The sequence below is a fragment of the Streptomyces sp. NPDC090045 genome (assembly GCF_044747975.1).
In the GTDB taxonomy this organism is placed as follows: domain Bacteria; phylum Actinomycetota; class Actinomycetes; order Streptomycetales; family Streptomycetaceae; genus Streptomyces.
Genome location: NZ_JBIVFA010000007.1, coordinates 51,592 through 67,867, shown reverse-complemented (window position 1 = coordinate 67,867; position 16,276 = coordinate 51,592). Strand labels below are relative to the sequence as shown.

Annotated in this window: 15 protein-coding genes; 13 read left to right on the top strand and 2 right to left on the bottom strand. The window is 72.5% G+C overall.

The window, feature by feature from the left end; genetic code table 11:
- Positions 1-72: 72 nt before the first annotated feature.
- Both ACIPYQ_RS20020 and ACIPYQ_RS20015 read left to right on the top strand, forming a co-directional pair.
- Positions 73-987, top strand: coding sequence for a BTAD domain-containing putative transcriptional regulator (locus ACIPYQ_RS20020; RefSeq protein WP_401252854.1), 915 nt, complete (start codon positions 73-75; stop codon positions 985-987).
- A complete protein-coding gene (locus tag ACIPYQ_RS20015; RefSeq protein ID WP_401252851.1) occupies positions 902-2,065 on the top strand; it encodes a cysteine desulfurase family protein in 1,164 nt (387 codons plus the stop codon). The genes ACIPYQ_RS20020 and ACIPYQ_RS20015 overlap by 86 nt, the downstream gene beginning before the upstream one ends.
- On the opposite strand, the gene ACIPYQ_RS20010 is transcribed toward ACIPYQ_RS20015, so the two are convergent.
- A complete protein-coding gene (locus tag ACIPYQ_RS20010) occupies positions 2,058-2,729 on the bottom strand; it encodes an N-acetylmuramoyl-L-alanine amidase (protein WP_401252848.1) in 672 nt (223 codons plus the stop codon). The genes ACIPYQ_RS20015 and ACIPYQ_RS20010 overlap by 8 nt on opposite strands.
- Before the next feature lie 69 nt (positions 2,730-2,798).
- Here ACIPYQ_RS20010 and mnmA point away from each other — a divergent pair, with 69 nt between their 5' ends.
- A complete protein-coding gene (mnmA, locus tag ACIPYQ_RS20005) occupies positions 2,799-3,935 on the top strand; it encodes a tRNA 2-thiouridine(34) synthase MnmA (RefSeq protein WP_401252846.1) in 1,137 nt (378 codons plus the stop codon).
- 10 nt (positions 3,936-3,945) lie between these two features.
- Here the strand turns inward: mnmA and ACIPYQ_RS20000 are convergent, their stop codons facing one another.
- Positions 3,946-4,869 (bottom strand): NADP-dependent oxidoreductase, encoded by a 924-nt coding sequence (locus ACIPYQ_RS20000; RefSeq protein WP_401252843.1) that lies wholly within the window; start codon positions 4,867-4,869, stop codon positions 3,946-3,948.
- A 127-nt stretch (positions 4,870-4,996) separates the two neighbouring features.
- Here ACIPYQ_RS20000 and ACIPYQ_RS19995 point away from each other — a divergent pair, with 127 nt between their 5' ends.
- The 10 genes from ACIPYQ_RS19995 to ACIPYQ_RS19950 all read left to right on the top strand — a co-directional run bounded on the left by ACIPYQ_RS19995 (position 4,997) and on the right by ACIPYQ_RS19950 (position 16,260).
- Entirely contained in the window at positions 4,997-6,022 is a 1,026-nt protein-coding gene (locus ACIPYQ_RS19995; RefSeq protein ID WP_401252840.1) for a GlxA family transcriptional regulator, read from the top strand.
- Positions 6,023-6,111: 89 nt separating this feature from the next.
- The gene (locus ACIPYQ_RS19990; protein WP_401252838.1) at positions 6,112-6,459 is read left to right on the top strand and encodes a DUF1330 domain-containing protein; all 348 of its coding nucleotides are present in this window, start codon (positions 6,112-6,114) and stop codon (positions 6,457-6,459) included.
- Positions 6,456-7,409, top strand: a complete 954-nt coding sequence (locus ACIPYQ_RS19985; RefSeq protein ID WP_401252835.1) for a hypothetical protein — start codon at positions 6,456-6,458, stop codon at positions 7,407-7,409. Before ACIPYQ_RS19990 ends, ACIPYQ_RS19985 begins: the two co-directional genes overlap by 4 nt.
- A gap of 31 nt (positions 7,410-7,440) precedes the next feature.
- On the top strand, positions 7,441-8,130 hold the full coding sequence (locus tag ACIPYQ_RS19980; RefSeq protein WP_401252832.1) for an SDR family oxidoreductase: 690 nt from the start codon (positions 7,441-7,443) through the stop codon (positions 8,128-8,130).
- Positions 8,127-9,110, top strand: a complete 984-nt coding sequence (locus ACIPYQ_RS19975; RefSeq protein WP_401252829.1) for a methionine synthase — start codon at positions 8,127-8,129, stop codon at positions 9,108-9,110. The genes ACIPYQ_RS19980 and ACIPYQ_RS19975 overlap by 4 nt, the downstream gene beginning before the upstream one ends.
- A 30-nt stretch (positions 9,111-9,140) precedes the next feature.
- Positions 9,141-11,342 (top strand): NAD-dependent DNA ligase LigA, encoded by a 2,202-nt coding sequence (ligA, locus tag ACIPYQ_RS19970; protein WP_401252826.1) that lies wholly within the window; start codon positions 9,141-9,143, stop codon positions 11,340-11,342.
- A 407-nt stretch (positions 11,343-11,749) separates the two neighbouring features.
- Positions 11,750-13,930 (top strand): putative bifunctional diguanylate cyclase/phosphodiesterase, encoded by a 2,181-nt coding sequence (locus tag ACIPYQ_RS19965; protein WP_401252823.1) that lies wholly within the window; start codon positions 11,750-11,752, stop codon positions 13,928-13,930.
- A 292-nt stretch (positions 13,931-14,222) separates the two neighbouring features.
- The gene (gene gatC / locus ACIPYQ_RS19960) at positions 14,223-14,519 is read left to right on the top strand and encodes an Asp-tRNA(Asn)/Glu-tRNA(Gln) amidotransferase subunit GatC (RefSeq protein ID WP_030010586.1); all 297 of its coding nucleotides are present in this window, start codon (positions 14,223-14,225) and stop codon (positions 14,517-14,519) included.
- Positions 14,520-14,524: 5 nt separating this feature from the next.
- Positions 14,525-16,018 (top strand): Asp-tRNA(Asn)/Glu-tRNA(Gln) amidotransferase subunit GatA, encoded by a 1,494-nt coding sequence (gatA, locus tag ACIPYQ_RS19955; RefSeq protein ID WP_361763703.1) that lies wholly within the window; start codon positions 14,525-14,527, stop codon positions 16,016-16,018.
- Positions 16,015-16,260 carry a hypothetical protein gene (locus tag ACIPYQ_RS19950; protein WP_361763700.1) on the top strand — a complete coding sequence of 82 codons (246 nt, stop codon included), beginning with the start codon at positions 16,015-16,017 and terminating at the stop codon, positions 16,258-16,260. Before gatA ends, ACIPYQ_RS19950 begins: the two co-directional genes overlap by 4 nt.
- The last annotated feature ends 16 nt before the right edge of the window (positions 16,261-16,276 follow it).

Here is a 16,276-nt window from a genome sequence, read left to right as displayed (position 1 = left end):
GCAGTGGCCGGTTCGTGCCGTCGCGGATGTACGCCGGCGCTTGCCAAACGGGCGAGACGAGAGGATGTCGACATGAGCACAGACATCGAGTTCCGGGTGCTGGGCGTGGTGGAGGTACGCGCGGGCTCGGAATGGGTGTCCCTGAGCGGCAAGCAGAGATCCCTTCTGGCCGCCTTGCTGCTCCAGGCCAACCGCACCGTCACCAACGCCCGCCTCATGGACGCCGTGTGGGGCAGACCACTGCCCGTCTCGCCGGAGACCCGGGTGCGCACGCTCGTCTGCGAACTGCGCCGGTCGCTGGGCTCGATGAGCCGGAACCCGATCACGACGCGGCCCTCCGGATATCTGATCAGGGTCGAGCAGGGCCAGCTCGATCTGGACACGTTCACCCAGGCCGTCGCCGAAGGCCGGCGGGCCGCGGCGGAAGGCCGGACCGAAGCGGCGGCGGCCGCGTACGGCCGGGCCCTCGCGCTGTGGCGGGGATCCGCTCTGGGCGGGGCCAGCGGGCCGTGTGCCGAGGCGGAGGCCGCGCGGCTGGAGGAGATACGCATGAGCGCCCAGGAGGAGCGGTTCGAACTGCTGCTGAAACTCGGGCGTCACGCCGAGCTCATCGCGGACCTCGGGCCGCTCGTGCAGGACCATCCCCTGCGGGAGCGGCTGCACGCCCAGCTCATGGCCGCCCTGTACCTGAGCGGACGCAGGAGGGACGCTCTGGACCTGTACCGGGGGCTGCGCAACAAGCTCGTGGCGGAGCTGGGCATGGAACCCATGCCGGAAATGAAGCGGCTCCAGCAGCGGATCCTCTCGGGCGATCCCTACCCCGGGGGTTCGCTGCTCGTGGCGGACCCTGTAGGGCCTCGGCGGCAGCCGGCGCCCGCGCAGCTCGTAGAATCGGGGGATCATGGCCTACCTCGACCACGCCGCCACCACCCCGATGCTGCCGGAGGCCGCTGCGGCGATGACCGCGCAGTTCGCCGCCACGGGTAACGCGTCCTCCCTGCACGCCGCCGGCCGACGGGCCCGCCGTACCGTCGAGGAGGCCCGCGAGGCCCTCGCCGAAGCGGTCGGCGCCCGCCCCAGCGAGGTGGTCTTCACCGCCGGCGGCACGGAGGCCGACAACCTCGCCGTGAAGGGTCTCTACTGGGCCCGGCGCGACGCCGACCCGGCCAGGACCCGGATCCTGGCCAGCCCCGTCGAGCACCACGCCGTACTCGACGCCGTCCACTGGCTCGCCGAGCACGAGGGCGCCCGCGTCGAGTACCTGCCCGTGGACCGCTACGGCCGCGTGCACCCCGAGGCCTTCCGCGAGGCCGTCGAGCGCAACCCCGACGACGTGGCCCTGGCCACCGTGATGTGGGCCAACAACGAGATCGGCACCGTCATGCCGGTCCGCGAACTGGCCGCCGTCGCGAGCGAGCACGGGATCCCGCTGCACTCCGACGCCGTCCAGGCCTTCGGCCAGCTCGACGTCCGGTTCGCCGACAGCGGCCTCGCCGCCATGACCGTCAGCGGCCACAAGGTCGGCGGACCCTACGGCATCGGCGCCCTGCTCCTCGGCCGCGACCAGACCCCCGTACCCGTCCTGCACGGCGGCGGCCAGGAGCGGCACGTCCGTTCCGGCACCCTCGACGTGCCGGCCATCGCCGCCTTCGCGGTGGCCGCGGTCCTCGCCGCCGAGCGGCGGGAGCGGTTCGCCACCGAGATCGGCGCCCTGCGCGACGAGCTGGTCGCCGCCGTCCGCGCGGCCGTGCCCGACGCCGTGCTCGGGGGAGACCCCGACGGGCGGCTTCCGGCCAACGCCCACTTCAGCTTCCCCGGCTGCGAGGGCGACTCGCTGCTGCTCCTGCTCGACGCCCAGGGCATCGAATGCTCCACCGGCTCCGCCTGCACCGCCGGCGTGGCCCAGCCGAGCCACGTCCTGCTGGCCACCGGCACCGATCCGCAGCTGGCCCGCGGCACCCTGCGCTTCTCCCTCGGCCACACCTCCACCAAGGAGGACGTCGCCGCCGTGGCCGCGGCCATCGGCCCGGCGGTGGAACGCGCCCGCACGGCCGGCCTCAGCTAGCGGGGCCCGCCGCCAGGGCTTCCCGGACGAGGCGTATGTAGCGGTTCCAGTCCCAGTGGGGGCCCGGATCCGTGTGGTCGGCGCCCGGGACCTCGGAGTGCCCGACGAGGTGGGCGCGGTCCGCCGGTATGTCGTACCGGCGGCAGATGTCGGCCGCCAGCCGGGCCGAGGCCGCGTACATCGCGTCCGTGAAGTCCTGCGGGCGGTCCACGAAGCCGACGTGCTCGATGCCGATGCTGCGCTCGTTCATCGAGCGGTTCGCCGCGTGGAAGGCCACGTCCATCTCGCGCACCAGCTGCTCCACGTGACCGTCGCCGCGCACCATGTAGTGCGCCGAGGCCCTGTGGAACGGGTTCTGGAAGGCCCTCACCGAGCCCTCGAAGCTGCCCTGTGTGACATGCACGACGATCCGGTCCACCCGGTAGTCGTCGGGCCGGTCCGCCATCCGCCAGTTCGCCGGCGAGGCCGATGTCCAGCTCGCGCCCACGTGGTCGAGCTCGCCCTCCTTGCGCGGCTTGGCCACCCCCGGCAGCAGCCACCAGGCCCGGCCGATCTCGTCCCGGCCCGCGACGGCCGCGGCCGCGACCACCCCGAGCCCGCCGAACAGCACCGCCCTGCGGGTCCGGTTCCGCGGTTTCGATCTTTTGTTCCCGAGCTCGGTCATGTGATCCACCCCCCGTAGGCGATAACGCGCTGTGACCCCGCCCGGTTCCCCCGTACTCTGGACGGTGCTATGACTGAGAACCTGCCGCGCACCGCCCGCCCCCTTCGCGTCCTGGCCGCCATGTCCGGCGGAGTGGACTCCGCCGTCGCCGCCGCCCGCGCGGTCGAAGCCGGGCACGACGTGACCGGTGTCCACCTCGCGCTCTCCGCGAACCCGCAGTCCTTCCGGACCGGCGCCCGCGGCTGCTGCACCATCGAGGACTCCCGCGACGCACGCCGCGCCGCCGACGTCATCGGCATCCCGTTCTACGTCTGGGACCTGGCCGAGCGCTTCCGTGAGGACGTCGTCGAGGACTTCATCTCCGAGTACGAGGCCGGGCGCACCCCGAACCCCTGCCTGCGCTGCAACGAGAAGATCAAGTTCGCGGCGCTGCTCGACAAGGCCCTCGCCCTCGGCTTCGACGCCGTCTGCACCGGCCACTACGCCACCGTCGTGCTGAACGAGGACGGCTCCCGCGAGCTGCACCGCGCCTCCGACATGGCCAAGGACCAGTCGTACGTCCTCGGCGTCCTCGACGAGAGGCAGCTCGCCCACGCGCTCTTCCCGCTCGGCGACACCCTCACCACCAAGGAAGAGATCCGTGCCGAGGCCGAGCAGCGCGGCCTGGCCGTCGCGAAGAAGCCCGACAGCCACGACATCTGCTTCATCGCCGACGGCGACACCCAGGGCTTCCTCGCGGACCGCCTCGGCAAGGCCGAGGGCGACATCGTCGACGAGGCCACCGGCGAGAAGGTCGGCACCCACGAGGGCGCCTTCGGCTTCACCATCGGCCAGCGCAAGGGCCTGCGCATCGGCCACCCCGCCCCCGACGGCAAGCCGCGCTACGTCCTCGACATCTCCCCGGTGAACAACACCGTCACCGTCGGCCCAGTCGAGGCCCTCGACGTCACCGCCCTCACGGCGATCCGCCCCCGCTGGTGCGGCTCCACGGCCGCGGCCCCGGGCACGTACACCGCCCAGCTGCGCGCCCACGGCGGCGAGACCGAGGTCTTCGCCGAGATGGTGGACGGCGAGCTGCGCGTCTCCTTCACCGAGCCGGTCCGCGGCGTGGCCCCCGGCCAGGCGATCGTGCTCTACGACGGCACCCGCGTGGTCGGCTCCGCCACCATCGCCACGACCACCCGGGCCACGACCGCCTCCGTCTAGCTCCCGCGGCTCACGCCACCGTCAGGACGATCTTGCCGGTGGTACGGCCCAGTTCGCCGATCTCGTGGGCCTTCGCGGCCTGCTCCAGCGGGAGCACCGTGTCGATCACCGGCTTCAGCAGGCCCTGCTCGACCAGGGCCGCGATCTCCCGCAGGCCCTGCAGGTCGGGCTCCACGAGGACCCAGGAGGCGTGCACGCCCTCCGCGTCGGCGGGCAGGCCGTCCGGGCCCGGCAGGGTCACCAGGTGGCCGCCCGGCTTCAGCACCTTCAGCGAGCGCTGCCCGTAGTCCCCGCCGATGGTGTCGATCACGACGTCCACGTCCGTGACGGCGTCCTCGAAGTCAGTCGTGCGGTAGTCGATCACCTCGTCGGCACCCAGCTCGCGCAGCAGCTCGTGCTTGGCGCCGCTCGCGGTGCCGATCACGTACGCGCCCCGGGCCTTGGCGATCTGCACGGCCAGGTGCCCGACCCCGCCCGCCGCCGCGTGCACCAGCACCCGCTGCCCGGCCGTGATCCCGGCCGTGTCCACCAGCGCCTGCCAGGCGGTCAGCGCCGCCAGCGGCAGTGCGGCCGCCTGCACGTGGTCGAGGGAGGCCGGCTTGCGGGCGAAGTGCCGGGCCGGGCCCGCCACGTACTCGGCGTAGCCGCCCGCCTGCCGCGGGAAGCTCGGCATCCCGTACACCTCGTCGCCCGGGCCGTAGAGGGTCACGCCGGGGCCGACCGCCTCGACGGTGCCGGAGACGTCCCAGCCGACGATCGGGACCTCGCCCCAGGTGATCAGGCCCCCGCTGGCGCGGGTCTTCCAGTCGGCCGGGTTCACTCCGGCCGCGTGGACCCGTACGAGGATCTCGTTCCGGCCGGGCTCCGGCCGCTCGATCTCCCGCTCGACCAGGTTCTCGGGGCCGCCCCATCCGTTCACGACGATCGCGCGCATGCTGTTCCGCCTCATTCCATCCGAATCCATGCCGTACCGGGTGGATCCCCGGCGACACGTCCCACAGTCGGGCATCGCGGCGCCCGATGGTGTTGGCCGAATGGCCACTATGTGACAGGATCTGGCCATGAGCGAGGTGCGGACGACACGAACCGGGACGGCGGCGGAGGAGAGCGGCCCGCGGGACCGCCATCGCATCGCCGTGCTCGCCCTGCCGGGCGTTCCCCCCTTCGAGCTGGGGATCCCCTCGCGGGTCTTCGGCAGCGCGGTGGACGAGACCGGCGAGGCCCTGTACGAGGTGGTCGTCTGCACCGCCGACGGCCGCCCCGTGCTCAGCGACGCCGGGTTCACCGTCCAGCCCGCCGCCGGCCCCGAGGCCCTCGCCGCCGCCGACACCGTCATCCTCCCGCCCACGCACGCCATGCCCGAGCTGGCCCGGGGCGGCCCGCTGCCGCCCGAGGTGGCCGCGGCCATCGCCGGCATCCGCCCCGGCGCCCGCCTGGTCTCGATCTGCACCGGCTCCTACGTGCTCGCCGCCGCCGGACTGCTCGACGGCCGCCCGGCGACCACGCACTGGAACCTCGCCCCAGAGTTCCGCCGGGCCTACCCCCGGGTCCTCGTCGACGAGGACGTCCTGTTCGTCGACGACGGCGACGTCCTGACCTCCGCCGGGGTCGCCGCCGGCGTCGACCTGTGCCTGCACCTGATCCGCCGCGACCACGGCGCGGCCGTCACCAACCGGGCCGCCCGGATGTGCGTCGTACCGCCCTGGCGCGACGGCGGGCAGGCCCAGTACATCGACCGGCCCGTCCCCGAACCCACCGTCGCCACCACCACCGCCACCCGCGCCTGGGCCCTGGAACGCCTCGCCGAACCGATCACCCTCGCCGAGTTGGCCGACCACGCCCGGATGAGCCTGCGCACCTTCACCCGGCGGTTCCGCGACGAGGTCGGCATGACCCCGGTGCAGTGGCTCACCGCCCAACGCCTCGAAGTGGCGCGCCACTTGCTGGAGTCCAGCGACCTGCCGGTCGACCTGGTCGCCCACCGTTCCGGCTTCGGCTCCGCGAACTCCCTGCGCCAGCACATGCGGACCGCCCTCGGCGTCTCCCCGATCGCCTACCGGCGCACCTTCCAGCCCGCACCGGCATGACACCGCAGGTAATCGCCGCCGCGGCCGCGCCCTGACAGGATCGGGTCAACGGCCCGCACCGGCGGGCCCGTCGACAGGGGGAGCCGACCATGACCGCATACGCCATCGCCCACATACGCCCCGAGCCGATGAACGAGGACATCCTCCGCTACATCGAGGAGATCCAGTCGACCATGACACCCTTCGGCGGCCGGTTCCTCGTCCACGGCGCGGAGGTCGAGGTCCTGGAGGGCCCCTTCCCCGGGACCATCGTCATGATCGGCTTCCCGGACATCGAGCAGGCCCGCGCCTGGTACGCCTCGCCCGCCTACCAGGCCATCCTCCCGCTGCGCACCGACCACATCGCCGGCGAGGTCATCCTCGTCGAGGGCGTCCCCGCCGGATACGACGCCACGAAGACGGCCGCCGCCCTGCGCGAGGCGGCGGGGCTCCGATGAACCCCGCCGTCTACGTCCTCGGCGGACCCGACGGGTACCGCGCCATCACGGACGACTGGGGCGCCGCCGGCCTGGACCTCGACCTGCTGGCCGGCCCGGACACCATGATGCTGCTGATGGACCACGCCTCCGCGTACGGACAGCCCCTGTCCGGGACCGGCGAGGGCGACGACGACGTCCAGGGGGGCGTCCTCGTGGACCCCGAACACAAGGCCCTGCTGTTCTTCGCCCTGGAGGGCCTCTCCGTCGACATGCGCACCCGCCGGGCCACCCTCGCCCTCGTGCGCGCCGCCTGGCCCGGCTGGGACGTGCGCTGGGCCTACGGCGGCCGGACCGACCTGCGCGCCCACGCCGGCCTCGACCCGGCGGACGACCCCGACCGGGACAAACGCGTGTGGGAAAGCGACTTGTCCGAGACGGACGGCGTCGTGCTGCCGTACCAGGGCGCCGAGGTCACCGTGGTGACCCTCGACGGCGCGGACCGCTGCCACCTGGTCTGCTACGCCTTCGACCACCCGGTGATGTACGGCCCCGCCGTGCTCGACTGGCTGGCCGCGACCACCGACCACGGGGCGTACCACGAGCCGACCGTGGCGGGCCTGCACGTCGACACGGAGCGGCGCCGGGTCGGCTGGTGGCTCACCGGCAACCAGCCCCACCACGACATCGCGGCCGCCCGCTGGCCCGGCTGGACCGTGGAGTTCTGGGAGGACCGCTGGGCCGAGCACCGCACGGCCTCCGGCGGCCGCTTCGACCCGACCGAACCGGACGACGCCGCCGCGCTGACCGACGTACGGGACGCGGCGCTGCAGCACTGGACGCCGATTCGCCCCGGCCAGGACGGGATCCCCGGCCTGGCCGGCCTGGACCATCGGGGTCCCGCCTCCCGGCAGGGCCCGGCCGCCCGCGCGGCGATCGAGGAGGCGTACCGCTCGGCCACCGGGGGCTGACGGGCACCGGCGGGGTGCGAGCATGGGCGGTATGGCTACTCACTTGATCACCGGTGCCGGATCCGGCATCGGCGCGGCCGTCGCGGCCCGCCTGCACGCCCGCGGCGACGACCTCGTCCTGCTCGCCCGTGACGCCGCCCGCGGCAAGCAGCTCGTCGAGCGCTTCCCCGGCTCGCGCGCGCTCGTCGGGGACCTCGCCGATCCCGACCGGCTCTCGTGGGCCTTCTCCAAGCAGGCGATCCCCGAGCGGATCGACTCCCTGCTGCACGTCGCCGGGATCGTCGACCTCGGGCCGGTGGGGGAGCTGCGCCCCAAGACCTGGCACCAGCAGCTCAACGTCAACCTGATCGCGCCCGCCGAGGTCACCCGGCTGCTGCTGCCCACCCTGCGCGCCTCCCGGGCCACCGTCGTCTTCGTGAACTCCGGCGCCGGCCTGACCGCCCACGCCGACTGGAGCGCGTACGCCGCCTCCAAGCACGGGCTGAAGGCCCTCGCCGACTCGCTGCGCGCGGAGGAGAAGGCCAACGGGATCCGCGTCACCTCCGTGTACCCGGGACGGACCGCCAGCCCCATGCAGGCCAAGGTGCACTCCCAGGAGGGCAAGGAGTACGACCCGGCCGCCTGGATCGACCCCGAGTCGGTGGCGACCACCATCGTCATGGCCGTCGACCTGCCGCGCGACGCCGAGGTCAACGATCTGAGCGTCAGGCCGGGCCGGTGACCGCGAGCGCCACCGGCGTCGGCTCGCTGCCCGGCGGCGACGCCCGCGAGGCCGCCAAGACCGTCACCGGCTCCTTCGAGGAGTTCCCGCACCTCCCCGAGCTGCCCGCCCGCGGGCCCGGCGCCGACATGATCGGCCGTTCCCTCGGACTGCTCGTCGACATGTACGCGCACGTCGAGCCCAGCGGCTGGCGCATCAGCGACCGCCCCGGACGGGACTCGAAGCGGGCCCGGTCCTGGCTCGGGGAGGACCTCGACGCGCTGGAGGAGTTCACCCAGGGGTACACGGGGAAGCTCAAGATCCAGGCGGTCGGGCCGTGGACGCTCGCCGCCGCCCTGGAACTGCACGGCGGCGAGGCCATGCTCCAGGACGCGGGCGCCTGCCGGGACCTGGCCGGATCGCTGGCCGAGGGGCTGCGCGACCACCTGGCCGACGTGCGCAAGCGGATCCCCGGCGCCGACATCGTGCTGCAGTTCGACGAGCCGTCCCTGACGGCCGTCCTGCTCGGCCGGGTCCGCTCCGCCAGCGGTTACCGCACCTACCGCGCCGTCGACCGGCAGGTCGTCGAGGGCACGCTGCGCGACCTCTTCGCCGTGCACGACGGGGACGTGGTCGTGCACTCCTGCGCGCCCGAGGTCCCCTTCGGCCTGCTGCGGCGAGCCGGGGCCACGGGCGTGTCGTTCGATTTCTCGCTGCTCACCGAGCGCGAGGATGACGCCATCGGGGAGGCCGTCGAAGGCGGTGTGAAACTCTTCGCCGGAGTGGTGCCGGGCACCGACGGTCCGTTGTCAGACCCTGCCGGTAGCGTCATGGGTGTCAGGAAGCTTTGGCGCAGGCTGGGGCTGGCCCCGGGGACTCTGGCGGAGTCCGTCGTGGTCACCCCCTCGTGCGGTCTGGCGGGCGCCTCGCCCGCCTACGCCCGCGCGGTGCAGGCGCATTGCGTCAGGGCGGCGAGGTCGCTCGCCGACAACCCTGAGTGACGGTCGAGACGGGGCACGGGAGGACACGGCATGGCAGCCGAACAGCAGGACACGGCAGTACCGGCGGCGGTGCGCGAGCAGCACCAGCTGCTCGCCGAGCAGGTCGAGGAGCACCGCTTCCGGTACTACGTGAACGACCAGCCGGTCGTCAGCGACGCCGAGTTCGACAGGCTGCTGCGCTCGCTGGAGGCACTGGAGGAGCAGTACCCGGAGCTGCGCACGCCCGACTCGCCCACCCAGAAGGTGGCGGGGGCGTACGAGACGGACTTCGCCTCCGTCGAGCACCGGGAGCGGATGCTCTCCCTCGACAACGCCTTCGACGACGAGGAACTGGCCGCCTGGGCCGAGCGGGTGGCCCGGGACGTGAACACCTCGGACTACCACTACCTGTGCGAGCTGAAGGTGGACGGCCTCGCCGTCAACCTCACCTACGAGCACGGCCGGCTCACCCGTGCCGCCACCCGCGGCGACGGCCGCACCGGTGAGGACATCACGCCCAACGTCCGCACCATCGCCGACATTCCGGACCGCCTCAAGGGCGACCGGATCCCGGCCCTCGTCGAGATCCGCGGCGAGGTCTACTTCCCGATGGAGAAGTTCGAGGAGCTCAACGCCCGCCTCGTGGAGGCGGAGGGCAAGCCCTTCGCCAACCCGCGCAACGCCGCGGCCGGTTCGCTGCGCCAGAAGGACCCGAAGGTCACGGCGAGCCGTCCGCTGCACATGGTGGTCCACGGCATCGGCGCCCGTGAGGGCTTCGAGATCGAGCGCCAGTCGCAGGCGTACGAGCTGCTGCGCGAGTGGGGCCTGCCGACCGCCCGGCACAACAAGGTGGTCGCCTCCCTCGCCGAGGTCCGTGCGTTCATCGCGGAATTCGGCGAGAACCGGCACTCGGTGGAGCACGAGATCGACGGCGTGGTCGTCAAGCTCGACGAGATCGCGCTGCAGGGCCGGCTCGGCTCCACCGCGCGCGCCCCGCGCTGGGCGATCGCCTGGAAGTACGCCCCCGAAGAGGTCAACACCAAGCTGATCGACATCAAGGTCGGTGTCGGCCGCACCGGGCGCGTGACCCCGTACGCGCAGGTGGAGCCGGTGACGGTGGCGGGCTCGGAGGTCGAGTTCGCCACCCTGCACAACCAGGAGGTCGTCAAGGCCAAGGGCGTGCTCATCGGGGACACCGTCGTCCTGCGCAAGGCGGGCGACGTCATCCCCGAGATCCTCGGACCGGTGGTCGACCTGCGGGACGGCAGCGAGCGGGAGTTCGTGATGCCCGCCGAGTGCCCCGCGTGCGGGACGGCGCTGCGGCCGATGAAGGAGGGGGACATCGACGTCCGGTGCCCCAACGGTCAGACCTGCCCCGCCCAGCTGCGCGAACGGATCTACTACCTCGCCGGCCGGCAGTCCCTGGACATCGAGAACTTCGGCATCGTCGCGGCGGCCGCGCTGACCGCCCCGCTGGAGCCGGCCCAGTCGCCCCTGCTCGACGAGGGCGACCTCTTCGGCCTGACCATCGAGCAGCTGCTGCCCATCAAGGCGTACGTCCTGGACCCGGACAGCGGTCTGCCCAAGCGGGACCCGAAGACCGGCGAGGAGAAGATCGTCACGGTCTTCGCCAACCAGAAGGGCGAACCGAAGAAGAACGCCCTGGCGATGCTGGAGAACATCGCCGCCGCCAAGGAGCGACCGCTCGCCCGCGTCATCAACGGTCTGTCGATCCGTCACGTGGGACCGGTCGCCGCGGAGGCCCTCGCCCGCGAGTTCCGGTCGATCGAGCGCATCGAGCAGGCCACGGAGGAGGAGCTGACCGCCACCGACGGGGTCGGGGCGATCATCGCCGCCTCCCTCAAGGAGTGGTTCGCCGTCGACTGGCACCAGGAGATCCTGCGCAAGTGGCGGGAAGCCGGGGTACGGATGGAGGAGGAAGGTTCCGCCGAGGAGGAGGGACCGCGGCCGCTGGAGGGGCTCACGGTCGTCGTCACCGGCACGCTGCAGAGCCACACGCGCGACGGCGCGAAGGAGGCCCTGCAGAGCCGCGGCGCCAAGGTCACCGGCTCCGTCTCGAAGAAGACCTCGTTCGTCGTCGTCGGCGACAACCCGGGCTCCAAGTACGACAAGGCCGTGCAGTTGAAGCTGTCCATCCTCGACGACGCAGGCTTCGCGGTGCTGCTGGAGCAGGGCCCGGACGCGGCGCGGGAGGCCGCGCTCCCGGTGGACGGCGAAGGCGAAGCGGAGTAATACCGGGTAGTACCGGGGAAAGCCCGTGAGGGGAATCGCCGAGGGGGAGTAGCGAAGGCGAACGGATGCGTGGCGTGCGGCCGTACGGGCGGGCGCACGCCAGGCGCGGCGGACGGTGGTAAACGGCTGGTACAAGGCTGGTCGCAGGGCGGTGACCTGTCGGATCATCGGATGGGTGACGTGGGGGGCCCGGTCCAAACTCACCCGTTCGGCGGATACCGTACTGATGAGGATGGCTGGGTCGCATTCGGGCAACCACTGCCGACCGCTGCCCCTGGGAGCCTCCCGCGTCCTACTGTTGAGGGGTGCGCCTGTCGTGCACGGCTGCAGGATGCGATCCGGCCGTGGTGGCATGACATCGGGGCCATCGCGTGACATCGGCATCGCCGGCTGTGAGAGGTACGGGCATGAAACCCACCGAAAGCGCCGACCCGTCACCTGAATTCGGCGGGGAACTCCCGTCCATGCGGGCGGGCAGGCTCGGAGTCCTGGGTGCCAGGAATCCGGAGACCCGACCGATCGACACCGACGCGGGCGGACAGGGGCGGCGCGGCGTGCTGCCCTTCCTCGTCGTGGGCCTCTCGGTCGTGGCCCTCGGCGCCGGCATCGTGTCCGCGCTGAACGGCCGTCATGCGCTGTTCCCCGGCGGCACGGTCGGCTGGGCGCTGGCCCTCCTCACCGGCATCATCGTCGGCCACCTGGTCGCGCTGGGCCGTGACCGCTGGTGGGGCGGCACCGGATCCGGCGCCGCGCTCACCCTCGGCGTGCTCCTCCTCTACGGCTGGGTGCCCGCGGGACTCGTCTCCCTGGCCGTCGTCTCGCTGGTCGGGGCCGCGCGCCGGCACCGCTGGCGGCAGGGTCTGCTGCACGGCTCCGTGGACATCCTCGGCATCGGCGCGGGAGCCCTCGTACTCGCCGCCTTCGGGGTGGCGCCCTCCGTCGAGACCCCCTGGCTGCCCACCGCCTGGGAGCTGGAGGCGGTCCCCGAGGTCGTCCTCGTCGCCGTCACCTACCTCCTCGTCACGCGCGTCCTGCTCTGGATCGCGCTGAACCCGCGCGGTGACGGCCTGCCGACGGTCGCCCGCACCGCCCTGCTCCGGCAGGCCTTAGTCGCCGTGGCACTGCTCGGCATCGCCCCCCTGATCTGCGTCGTCGCGGTCACCCAGCCGGTCCTGCTGCCGCTGTTCGCCGTACCGCTGATCGCCCTGGACTCCACCCTGTGGATCGCCCGGGCGCGCGCCGAGGAGCAGCTGCGGGACCCGCTGACCGGGCTGCCGAACCGGCAGTGGCTGCTGGAGCGCGCCTGGTCCGCCCTGGACGAGGCTGAACGTTTGGGCACCCGGGCAGCTCTTGTGCTGATCGACCTGGACCGCTTCCGCGCGGTCAACGACACCCTCGGCCACCTGGCGGGCGACCGGCTGCTGCTCCAGATCGCCGACCGGCTGCGCCAGGCCCTGCCCGAGGAAGCCGAGGCGGCCCGGCTCGGCGGCGACGAGTTCGCCGTGCTGCTCCCCGTCACCGACTCCACCACGAGCGCCCAGCGGGTCGCCCGCCACCTGGTCGCGGAGCTCAGCTCCCCCCTCGACCTGGACGGCCTCACCCTCGTCCTGGAGGCCAGCGCCGGCCTCGCCGTCTTCCCCGACCACGCGCTGGACGCGGAGGGGCTGCTGCGGCGCGCGGACGTGGCGATGTACCAGGCCAAGCGCGACCGTACGGGCGTGGAGGTGTACGAGTCCAAGCGGGACAGCAACACCCCCGACCGCCTGGGCCTCCTCGGCGACCTCCGCAGGGCCCTGGACGCCGGCGAAGTGGAACTCCACTACCAGCCGAAGGTCCGCTTCGACGGCCAGGTGGCCGGGCTCGAAGCCCTGGTGCGCTGGGTGCACCCGGAACGCGGACGGGTGTCCCCGGACGAGTTCATCGCGATCGCCGAGACCTCCGGGCTGATGCCGCACCTGACGGAGTACGTACTGGAGACCGCCCTCGCCCAGGTGGCACGCTGGCGGGCCCAGGGCCTGAAGGTCCCCGTGGCCGTCAACGTCTCGCCGCGCGACGTCCACACCCCGGGCTTCGCGGGTGCGGTGGCCGCGCGACTGGCCCGGCACGGGGTCCCGGCGAGCGGGCTGCAGCTGGAGATAACGGAACACGTGCTGCTGGAGGACCCCCAGCGGGCGGCCGACACCATGGCGGGGCTCACCGGCCACGGCGTGAAGATGTCCCTGGACGACTTCGGCACGGGCTACTCCTCGCTGGTCCACCTGCGGCGGCTGCCGGTCAGCGAGCTGAAGATCGACCGCTCCTTCGTGGGCCGGCTGGCCGTCGACGCGCAGGACGCGGAGATCGTCCGCTGCACCGTGGACCTCGCGCACTCGCTCGGCCTGCTGGTCGTCGCCGAGGGCGTGGAGGACGACGAGACGTGGGAGCGGCTGCGGGACCTGGGCTGCGACGCGGTGCAGGGGTGGCTGGTGGCCGCCGCGATGCCGCCGCAGGAGGCCACCGCCTGGCTGCTGGCCCGCGGAGAACGCGGCTGGCGCCGCCCGGCCGACATCTCGGCCGAACTCGCCGCCGCCGAGGCCGACGCGGTCTGACCGCCGTCGGCCCGACCGGGTACGGCGCCGCTGCCGGGCGTGCACCGGAGGGGCTGGATTCGGCTGACGCCGGCACCATCCAGCCCCTCCGGCGTTTGAGGAGCGGGGTGCGGGGCGGAGCCCCGGTCTTTGAGCCGCGCCGGCGATTGAGGCGCGGGTCCGGGCGGCGCCCCGGGGCTCCGTGCAGCGGCCCCGTTCAGACATCGGGCCAAACCGTTTCGTGGGTCGGGGGCCGGGCCCCATAGGATTGGGTCCGAAACCAAACATCCACCCACCCCCAGAGGATCGCTGCATGCCTGGCATTACGCGCGAGGAGGTCGTCCACCTCGCTCGGCTGGCGCGCCTTGAGCTGTCCAGCAACGAGCTGGATCACTTCGCCGGACAGCTCGGCGACATCATCGGCGCGGTCGCCCGCGTTTCCGAGGTCGCCGACCAAGACGTCCCGCCGACCTCCCACCCGCTGCCGCTGACGAACGTCATGCGCGCGGACGAGGTCCGTCCGTCGCTCACCCCCGAGCAGGCGCTCTCCGGTGCTCCCGCCCAGGAGCAGCAGCGTTTCAAGGTGCCGCAGATCCTGGGGGAGGACTAACAGCCATGACCGACATCATCAGGCTCACCGCCGCCGAGACCGCCGAGAAGATCGCCTCCGGCGAGCTCACGGCCGTCGAGGTGACCGAGGCCCACCTGGCCCGCATCGACGCCACCGACGAGAAGGTCAACGCCTTCCTGCACGTGGACCGCGAGGGCGCCCTCGCGCAGGCCCGCGCCGTCGACGCCAAGCGCGAGCGCGGCGAGAAGCTCGGCCCGCTGGCCGGCGTCCCGCTCGCCCTCAAGGACATCTTCACCACCGTCGGGGTCCCGACCACCGTCGGTTCGAAGATCCTCGAAGGCTGGATCCCGCCCTACGACGCCACCCTGACGCGCAAGCTGAAGGAAGCCGACGTCGTCATCCTCGGCAAGACCAACATGGACGAGTTCGCCATGGGGTCCTCCACCGAGAACAGCGCCTACGGCCCCACCGGCAACCCCTGGGACCTCACCCGGATCCCCGGCGGCTCCGGCGGCGGCTCCGCGGCCGCCCTCGCCGCCTTCCAGGCCCCGCTGGCCATCGGCACGGACACCGGCGGCTCCATCCGCCAGCCCGCCGCCGTCACCGGCACGGTCGGCGTGAAGCCCACGTACGGCGGCGTCTCCCGCTACGGCATGGTGGCCTTCTCCTCCTCCCTCGACCAGGGCGGGCCCTGCGCCCGTACGGTCCTGGACGCGGCGCTCCTCCACGAGGTCATCGCCGGCCACGACCCGATGGACTCCACCTCCATCGACGCGCCGGTTCCGCCGGTCGTCGAGGCCGCCCGCAACGGCTCGGTCGCCGGCATGCGCGTCGGCGTGGTGAAGCAGTTCGCCGGCGAGGGCTACCAGGCCGGCGTCGTCCAGCGCTTCAACGAGTCGGTCGAGCTCCTCAAGGAGCTGGGCGCCGAGATCGTCGAGCTGGACTGCCCGTCGTTCGACCTCGCGATGGCCGCGTACTACCTGATCGCGCCGTCCGAGTGCTCCTCCAACCTGGCCCGCTTCGACGCCATGCGCTACGGCCTGCGCGTCGGCGACGACGGCACCAAGTCCGCCGAGGACGTCACCGCCCTGACCCGCGAAGCCGGCTTCGGCGACGAGGTCAAGCGCCGCATCATCCTCGGCACGTACGCGCTCAGCTCCGGCTACTACGACGCGTACTACGGTTCCGCCCAGAAGGTCCGCACCCTCATCTCGAAGGACTTCGAGAAGTCCTTCGAGCAGGTCGACGTGATCGTCTCCCCGACGACCCCGACCACCGCCTTCCCGATCGGTGAGCGCACCGACGACCCGCTGGCGATGTACCTCGCGGACCTGTGCACCATCCCGACCAACCTGGCCGGCAACTCCGCCATGTCGCTCCCCTGCGGCCTGGCACCGGAGGACGGTCTCCCGGTCGGGCTGCAGATCATCGCCCCGGCGATGAAGGACGACCGGCTCTACAAGGTCGGTGCGGCCGTCGAGGCCGCCTTCGTCGCACGTTGGGGTCACCCGCTGCTTGAGGAGGCACCGTCGCTGTGAGCACCAGTGCACTGTCCAAGGCCAAGGGCTTCAAGAAGTCCAAGACCGGCACCTACCTGTCGATCGGCACCACCGCTTTCGGTGCCGTCAGCGTGTTCAAGCAGGTCAAGAAGGCCCGCGTCGAGCACGACACGCTCAAGCTGATCGACGCCGCCGTGTCCGCCGCCGCCATCGTCACCGGCCTCGCGATCCTGTACCGCGAGCTGAAGCGCCTGGGCGACGACGACGTCCTGCTGGGCTGAGAGGGAAAGTTTCACC